This window comes from Brucella sp. TWI559 (assembly GCF_039674265.1).
Lineage (GTDB): Bacteria > Pseudomonadota > Alphaproteobacteria > Rhizobiales > Rhizobiaceae > Brucella > Brucella chromiisoli.
In genome coordinates, this window is the sequence record NZ_JBDJNE010000041.1 from 1 (window position 1) to 7427 (window position 7427).

Here is a 7427-nt window from a genome sequence, read left to right on the forward strand (position 1 = left end):
TTTGCAGCTGAAAACCTAGTCTTCCTTTCCGCGTTCGATTTGAAAAGGGCAAGAGATACAAAAAATGTCGCATCTCTAAATTGCCCATGTGTCGCATCTGTATATCGCCGTTATAGGAGTAAGTCGCATAATGTAAATTATGGAACAAGAACTCTTGAATACAAACTATTTCAGTATACGTGCCATAAAAGTCGAACGAGTTTCAATGACAGATCTAATCCTCAATAAGATCTCATGTCGAATACCCATATGATCAAACTCAGTTAGAAGTGCATCGGCTTGTTGCAAGATCTTGGATGACAATTTTGCCATATCACTTTCAAGCAGGCGTTGTGCACCACGCGTGTTTGCAACAAGGCTGTGCCAATGCTTAAGGTGTATCGTATCAGCGATGTTGCGCTCACCGATACGCATAGCCATTTGTTTTGCAAGTTTAGGATATACGGCCGTGCAGACCACATCATATAACGGTGCGAGTTCTGGTGTCTTATCCTTATAAAGTAAGGCGTAATTTTTCCCGTGTGCGTCAGCATTGCCGACGAGATAATGAAAAATCAGCATTCGTATAAAGTTTAATCGATCAAGAGCCGGCGAGTGCGATGCTGCCGAGATAAGATCAATGCAGCGCTCCGTACCAGGTCCACCTTCGTCTTCATATTTCAATTCGGGCGGGATGCTCAATGACTGACAAAAGTCCTCCTGGTGAAGTCTTGTGATAACACCGTCTGAAGATAGCTTTCGGTCGTAACGTTCAACCAGCAGGAACGAAACATTTGCCCGGGTTTGCATTTTTGCTCGTGCTGCGGGCAGCCCTAAGCGTGCAGCAAGTTTCAAACAAAATAGTTCATTCTCAACCGTACCTTCCAGCGATTGAATAACGGGTTTTAAAATATGTGTGGTCGGCAAGCCACCTTTAGCGAGCCCTATTTCTTCCCCTCGAACGCAGACGGCCAACTTATCCTGTGCCCCAGCAAGGGAAAGTCGCACGCCCTCTTCACCACCCAAAAGTGGACGCTCTCGAAGCTTCCCTATGATTTCGACGAGGCGCTCATCGTTAAGGAATTCAATACCATGGCTTTCTTCAATCGATGGTGAGTTGCCCACATCGAGCAAGGACAACGCGCCGGCACATTCACCGCCTATAATTTCGAGCAACCCAAATGAATTTCCTGAAGAAATACCCAGGGCACCCGCAAGGCGTTGCCGCGCACCCTCATCAGGCAAAAGTCCTGAAAAAAACGGTCGAACGACATTATCGTTATAAGCATTATCAGCCAGCGGCATGCTATACGATATCGCACGAGATTTTGTATCGACAAGGTAGGATTGACTATATCTAAAGTTCAATGCACCGTCAGTTTCCTGTGAAAGCGTTCCAGCTTTGATTGTGTCAAAGTAGACGTCGAGATGCTTACTCATCGCCCAATATCCCGACGTCCAGTCACTGCTATGCTTAGACCAAGAGTTGAGATGACTTGAAACGCCCGACCAATCTGACAGGTCTCTTTGCCAGCTTCAAGCTCACGAACAAAACGCACCCCTACCCCAACCAACCCAGCGAGTTGAAGCTGTGTTAGTTTCTGCGCTTTACGTTCCTCGCGGATCAGCCGACCTAATTCTGTCACGGTATCTACTGAAATCATGAACATCACCCCTATCGGGATGATTTTATAACATGATTAGGGGAATGATACTAGAAAAGAACCGATCGGGAACTTCTATGCTCATTATTATGAGCAGCATCAGTTTTAACCCCTATCGGGATTTTTCGTCATATAAAAGTGAGCGTTTGCTACGGCCTAGGCCTTCACAACCCTACTACCAGCGTCAAGCGCGATGTTGGTCCTGGCTTGCTCTAGCTGCGCGGCTTATCCAACGTGTTCAAATCAATTGACCAAAAATTAGTAGAGCAAATCAAGGGCGAAGATGCACAGAAGCAGCAAAGAATAATTGCCGAAACAACACTGGCTCAACCAACCAGCCTATAACCGCGTTTCAATTTCTGACGATGCAAGCGATCAAGTGCAGAGCAAGCCTCTTGGGCATTCTCAAATGATTGGCATTTTGATTGACCAAAACTGCCTATTCGTCCCCAGTTACGTGCTAACACCCAGATGCCAAACAGATCTGGCTGCACAGACAAGCCATAAAAACGGGCCATGTTCTGTGATGGATCTCGTCGCTGCAAATCGACGTGCCTTGAAACTGCGTTGTTCATGCAAAGGAATGTGATTCATCGCTGATATAATATCCAATGAATGTTTTGAATCATTCGGCACCAACGGATTCAAAATAGTGTTGTATCGACGTCGGTGGCATTTGCGCCGTTTAGGATTTTATATCGCACGTACAGAATAAGACGGCTCAGTTCTCGATCAACAATTTCTTCGTGAATAATAATTGTCTGTAGGCAGCTTAGTTCAACTTGAGCATTTCGATGGGCAACAGGCAGATCACATTTGTTACGCAATTGATCTTATTTTTGAATCCATTCGATGTTTCTGCGCTTGCATCTTGCTCACCTTTGCGCATAACGTCTTTGTTGAGGCAGAACGCATCTGCCTTGGAGCGTCGAAACTCCTACCAGCGGTTGGTGCTGGCCGTTACAGCACCACACTCTTTGACCTTACGGTCGGGGATCCTGTGGCGTATGCAACAGGCCTCCGGCTAAAGGCCACAGGGCCGTCTGGTACGGTTTCGACCTCCCCGATCACCAAGGGGTCAATGAGCATATGAAGCGGGGGCGTCCCGCGGATGCTCCTGGGAACCGGCTTTAAGACACGCCTCAGTCGGCATTTCAAAAGCTTGCGTTTTCTACCCCTGTCGTTAGGGCGGGAGGAAACAATGAATATTTGCATGCCATCACAAAGCGCGGAAATTCATCGCAGTACTGCGCCTTTCGATAATGTCTTTTTAAATCCAGAATTTCTGACACGACCAAGTGACACGGGGCACGACAGCCGTCATTGCTGCCAATCTGATTATTCGTGCGCAAACGAAACCACTCAGTCGTGTAGTCGACCAGAGTTGGCAAATACGATTGCAATTCGTGCCAAGGCTTATGATCCAAAGACGTTCTTAATTGTTCATTCCACCCCAGAGATAAAAAACAAGGCAATGGAAATTTGCACGCCCTGGCAGGATCTCAATGTCTATCTGCAAGGCGCACCTCCTCTTGAAAATACTGGTTAGAGCAGCAGTGAAAAGCACCTAGCCATTTAGTAGTTCCAAAAATCCGTTCCGAAGATTCCAAACGGTTGTCGAAAGAACCGAGCGACCTAACGGCTTCGTGCGTCCTTTTGAGCGCAAATAAAACAGCCAGCTTCACACCTATTTCCATGAGGTCATAATGACAACATACAAACAAACAGTTCGCTTCCTTGTCACTCTGGCTCTGCTGTTAGGCAGCATGGTCACGGCTGGATTTGCGCAAAATCTTGATGGCGTAAAACAGGTGTTGAAAGAGGGATTTAAGCCTCTGTCATTACCGATTCAAACGGATTGGGGTTCAATCAGCAGTTTCGACATTCCCCCAAAAAGGTCAAACCTGACAAAGCAGCAGTATGAGTATTTCAGACGCAATAAAATCAAGATCGAACGGCCTGCTGATCCGCTTGATGCATTTGGCTTTAAAAATTATATGATGAGCAAAGACAGCACGCAGGCATGCCGCTATCTTGTAGAACTCGCAAAATATACAGCCTGCCCACCGCTTAAAGCCGCTTTCGTCAATCCGCAAAATATCACTGAATTCATCATCGTGTCCGACGAAATTCGCTCAGGCTATATTTCTAACACGCTCGTGGAAAAAACCCTGCTGCCCGGCATCATTAAGCAGTTGCAGGAAGAGGCAAGTCAACAATCAGAAGAAGACGGCATCGTCACGACCGCCGCGCTGATCGAGCCGCCATATTTTGTGCAGCCGAAGTTTAAACCGCTCATCGCCTACACGATGCAAATGGTGTTCGCAAACGGCGTTGAGACTGCACGCTATTATGATCAAAACGTCTTTATTCTCACCAGAAATGGATATCTGGCTGTCAGTATCATCAATACCAGATTGCTGGATAAAGAGCTTTTGCTGCAATTCATCGACAACCTCATTCGGATTACTGAACCCAATAGCTACGCCAGTGCTTCAATGTTCGATTTTAACAAAGCCGACATAAGCGCTGAAGATTTCCTGATGTTTGAGTGAAGCGGTTTATCGCGTCGGTCGCGAACAGATCACGAAGATAAGCTCATCCACGAAATCACCACGCACGATTTTTCCAGCTCATAACGGCTCACAAAGCACTGCAGATGAAGCAGAAGCACCACTCTTTGAGCTTATTCCAATACGATGAGGGACTTTCAAGCATGATTATCACAGAAGACATCAAAATTGGCAGCGGTGTTTATCACTTCATGGCCATCACCGGCACGATCGTTGCAACCGATCAGCGCAGTGATACGCATGTGAGCGGCCAAACCAATGTCAGTGTCAATAACGGACGAGGCAGTGGCTCTCATTCCATTTCGTCATCCGTGAACGTCGTGCGCGATGTATGGTTTAAACAAGAGGATGGAGAAGAACATCACGTTCGCATACACCGTGATATGCCCATGCGTCCGGGACATCAGGTTGCCTTAATCGCCGTCGGTGGGCGATGCATTGAGGGAAACGCAGATACAGAACTGGTCTTCTTCAACAAGGATGCCAATAACAAAACGATATTGAGCGGCACTGCAATCCACAAACCCGTTAACATCCTTTATTGGCTGGGTTGTTTTGCACCAATCGCACTTGCGATCTTCGTTGCATGGAATTTGTTCATTGGGGCACCGGTGAACAAGTTCGGTTGGTTCGTGATAATCTTTGGCGGAGGTTTCCTCACCAATCGCGTTTGTAATTACATTCGTGGTCGCAGATTTAAAGCGATGCTCAAAGCAAGTGATGCGTTCATCCAAAGTGTGCGCACACGCATGGATGCGAATAAACAGCTTGAAAATCAGCGAGGCTGAAAAGCTAGGAACTTATGAACAATATCTCGTTCAAGCGAGTTCAAACTGATATAATCAGACCCGTACATCGAAAAACACTAAGTGTATCGATTTGATGAATGCTTTCAAAAGTTCCACGGCGGCCATGCTTGTACGTTTCTTGGCCTCCTTTTGGACTGCATCCGCACTATATCCCCTATATGCACCACCCGATAGAGACGCACTCATCATGCGGGTGGTGCAGCCCCGGCGTTTTGGGAAGAGCGTTGGGGCTTCTGTTTTCTGTCGTTACGTAGAACCTTACCTTTTAGAAATGATTCTTACGTAGATATTGAGCTTCTTTACACCTGATCTCTTGCACGTACCGAGTACAGAAAAAGATATTAAACGACCAATTTTCGAGCATAATTAATATCGTCCATATGTGTAATTTGTCTTTATCTCTTCAATAGACCATTGATGCACCTCTACTCCAGAAAATAAAAGCTGTTGTTTTTCAGCGTTTTTTGAGAAGGCAATTGTTCAAAGGTTTGAAGCACAGAGGCTATTAGCGTTTGCGCGTCAGTTGCTACGCGCAAATCGATATCGGTTGCCAAAAGACCGGAGAAAAGAACTGTTTTCCAACGAGCCCGTGAAAGAGCAACATTCATTTTTGCGATGCATTGCTCATCTTCAAGTCCCTCAATCTCAAGTGGAAGCCGACCGGTTGGCGTTAAAGCAACATTGAGCGAAACCAACACGTAATCGGCCTGCTTCCCCTGGACGTCCTCGGGTAAGCCAGTGAAAGCCAAATCACGAATTCCCGCTTTATGAAGCGCAGAGTTAATTGCATTGAGCTGTTTTTGGCCAAAAGCTACAATACCCAAAGTGCCTCTTTGTGAAGATAGCCTGCGAGCCGCGTTTACTACTGCGCGAACCTCGGCTCTGCTAACTCCACCACGCTTGTGCCCGACCGCCATATAACGCACTTCACTGCGACGACTGCCCCTGCTTTGCATTTCGAGTTCATTATCGTAACTGAATATATTTGACCACGTCAGCAGATCGCGATTAATCGCACGATAGTTTTTGCGTAGATGCAACGTAGAAAATCCCGATGCACGAGCAACGTCAAAAGCGGAGTTACGGCAGCAGATCTGCGCAGGATCGCCAAGAATGACCAGTTGGAACGGAGAATAAAACGAACTGATTTCAAAGCTGAGCCGTGAGGCATCGTCGATAATCAGAACATCCGTTAAATCATCGACCGGTCGAATGAAATCATTTTCAATGCGGGATGCGCCCGAGGCGGAAAATATACCTGCTGATCGAGGTTTCTGTTCGGGTTCAGGTTTTGGCCCAAAAATCAAATAGTGCTCTTCACGTGCCCAGCCCATGGGAATTTTATGTCTGACTTCCTCAGTCATGAATGCGTTACATCGCTTTTCAATAACATCAAGTGTGTCAGTGCCAGCCATGACCTTCACTCTTTTTCCGCTCGCCAAGCAATAATTGACTATCATCGGGATCATCTCAGTCTTGCCGCTTCCAGTCCCTCCCTCAATTATAAACGAGCGACCAGCATCAATCGTTAATAAGGCTTGTCGAAGCTCTTCATTATGAAACTTCCACAAGGTGGGATTGCAATACCTGCTAACGGAGTGCGATCCGAGCGGAACCTTAAGCTCGCCTTCGCTGACAATATCACCGACAGGATATAATGCTGCCAAATGCGACTGTGCATCATCAAGACGGCTGGTTAATGGCTGATAGTCACAGCTTTCATCTTCTCCCAATAAATATGGCTCATTAGCGACTTCAGAACTTGGTTGAACTGTCGAATTAGTTCTCGCCAAAACAGCACCCGACTTCAATGCGCTCTCAAAATATCTATCGGATATCAATCTTCGATTGTCTCGATATTGGTCATCATCGAAACGCGGAGGAACCTCCCCTGACTTCATTGCCCCTATGGAACCAAAGAAATGATAATCGATAGATCGTTTAAGGTATTGAAGATCACCAGCCTTGCCAGCGATCCTAAAATTTTCTACTTGGCTAACTCCATCGCCGAGCAGCGCATTTGTCCTGTTAAAAGTTATCTCCTTAATCCTTGCCAATTGACGGATGCAGCGACATTCGCAAGGATCAATAACCACAATCTCATCTTCATCGTCTGAAATAATATCTTCGCTAAATGAACGCGACGCGCCTTCAACATAGACGTCTCTTATGACAATGTGTTCCCTTCCATCAGTGCACATGAGCCGCTGATATTCATGCCCGTTTAAAAGATTTTTCTTGGCTTTTATCTTCGCTGGGTTCTTTTCCAGCCAAGCTATTCCTTCACGAATTGGACTTGCCCTTATTTAGTGGAGAGGTTCTGTCATTAATTTACGGTTCGCCGTCTCGAACTGCACCGGCGATTTATACCCGAGGGCAGAATGTCTTCTGATGGGATTATA

The 7427-nt window shown here is 46.4% G+C and carries 7 protein-coding genes; 3 read left to right on the forward strand and 4 right to left on the reverse strand.

What is annotated here, in order from left to right:
• Nucleotides 1-165: 165 nt before the first annotated feature.
• The 3 genes from ABE530_RS19120 to ABE530_RS19130 form a co-directional block, all read right to left on the reverse strand.
• Nucleotides 166-1419, reverse strand: coding sequence for a type II toxin-antitoxin system HipA family toxin (locus tag ABE530_RS19120; protein WP_499695649.1), 1254 nt, complete (start codon nucleotides 1417-1419; stop codon nucleotides 166-168).
• A complete protein-coding gene (locus tag ABE530_RS19125; RefSeq protein WP_499695650.1) occupies nucleotides 1416-1643 on the reverse strand; it encodes a helix-turn-helix domain-containing protein in 228 nt (75 codons plus the stop codon). The genes ABE530_RS19120 and ABE530_RS19125 overlap by 4 nt, the downstream gene beginning before the upstream one ends.
• Before the next feature lie 326 nt (nucleotides 1644-1969).
• Complete coding sequence (locus ABE530_RS19130; RefSeq protein ID WP_499695651.1) at nucleotides 1970-2218, reverse strand: WGR domain-containing protein; 249 nt, start codon at nucleotides 2216-2218, stop codon at nucleotides 1970-1972.
• 626 nt (nucleotides 2219-2844) lie between these two features.
• Here ABE530_RS19130 and ABE530_RS19135 point away from each other — a divergent pair.
• The 3 genes from ABE530_RS19135 to ABE530_RS19145 all read left to right on the forward strand — a co-directional run bounded on the left by ABE530_RS19135 (nucleotide 2845) and on the right by ABE530_RS19145 (nucleotide 5004).
• On the forward strand, nucleotides 2845-3192 hold the full coding sequence (locus tag ABE530_RS19135; protein ID WP_499695652.1) for a hypothetical protein: 348 nt from the start codon (nucleotides 2845-2847) through the stop codon (nucleotides 3190-3192).
• Between the two features lie 157 nt (nucleotides 3193-3349).
• Nucleotides 3350-4198 carry a hypothetical protein gene (locus ABE530_RS19140; RefSeq protein ID WP_499695653.1) on the forward strand — a complete coding sequence of 283 codons (849 nt, stop codon included), beginning with the start codon at nucleotides 3350-3352 and terminating at the stop codon, nucleotides 4196-4198.
• Between the two features lie 104 nt (nucleotides 4199-4302).
• The gene (locus tag ABE530_RS19145) at nucleotides 4303-5004 is read left to right on the forward strand and encodes a hypothetical protein (RefSeq protein ID WP_499695654.1); all 702 of its coding nucleotides are present in this window, start codon (nucleotides 4303-4305) and stop codon (nucleotides 5002-5004) included.
• A gap of 446 nt (nucleotides 5005-5450) precedes the next feature.
• Here ABE530_RS19145 and ABE530_RS19150 read toward each other — a convergent pair whose 3' ends face one another.
• Nucleotides 5451-7226 (reverse strand): DEAD/DEAH box helicase family protein, encoded by a 1776-nt coding sequence (locus ABE530_RS19150; protein ID WP_499695655.1) that lies wholly within the window; start codon nucleotides 7224-7226, stop codon nucleotides 5451-5453.
• Between the last annotated feature and the right edge of the window lie 201 nt (nucleotides 7227-7427).

What these genes read in the sequence shown, in the direction of transcription:
- ABE530_RS19120 (WP_499695649.1), bottom strand. Translation starts at nt 1,419, where the DNA reads ATGAGTAAGCATCTCGACGTCTACTTTGACACAATCAAAGCTGGAACG.
- ABE530_RS19125 (WP_499695650.1), bottom strand. Translation starts at nt 1,643, where the DNA reads ATGATTTCAGTAGATACCGTGACAGAATTAGGTCGGCTGATCCGCGAG.
- ABE530_RS19130 (WP_499695651.1), bottom strand. Translation starts at nt 2,218, where the DNA reads ATGAACAACGCAGTTTCAAGGCACGTCGATTTGCAGCGACGAGATCCA.
- ABE530_RS19135 (WP_499695652.1), top strand. Translation starts at nt 2,845, where the DNA reads ATGAATATTTGCATGCCATCACAAAGCGCGGAAATTCATCGCAGTACT.
- ABE530_RS19140 (WP_499695653.1), top strand. Translation starts at nt 3,350, where the DNA reads ATGACAACATACAAACAAACAGTTCGCTTCCTTGTCACTCTGGCTCTG.
- ABE530_RS19145 (WP_499695654.1), top strand. Translation starts at nt 4,303, where the DNA reads ATGAAGCAGAAGCACCACTCTTTGAGCTTATTCCAATACGATGAGGGA.
- ABE530_RS19150 (WP_499695655.1), bottom strand. Translation starts at nt 7,226, where the DNA reads ATGTGCACTGATGGAAGGGAACACATTGTCATAAGAGACGTCTATGTT.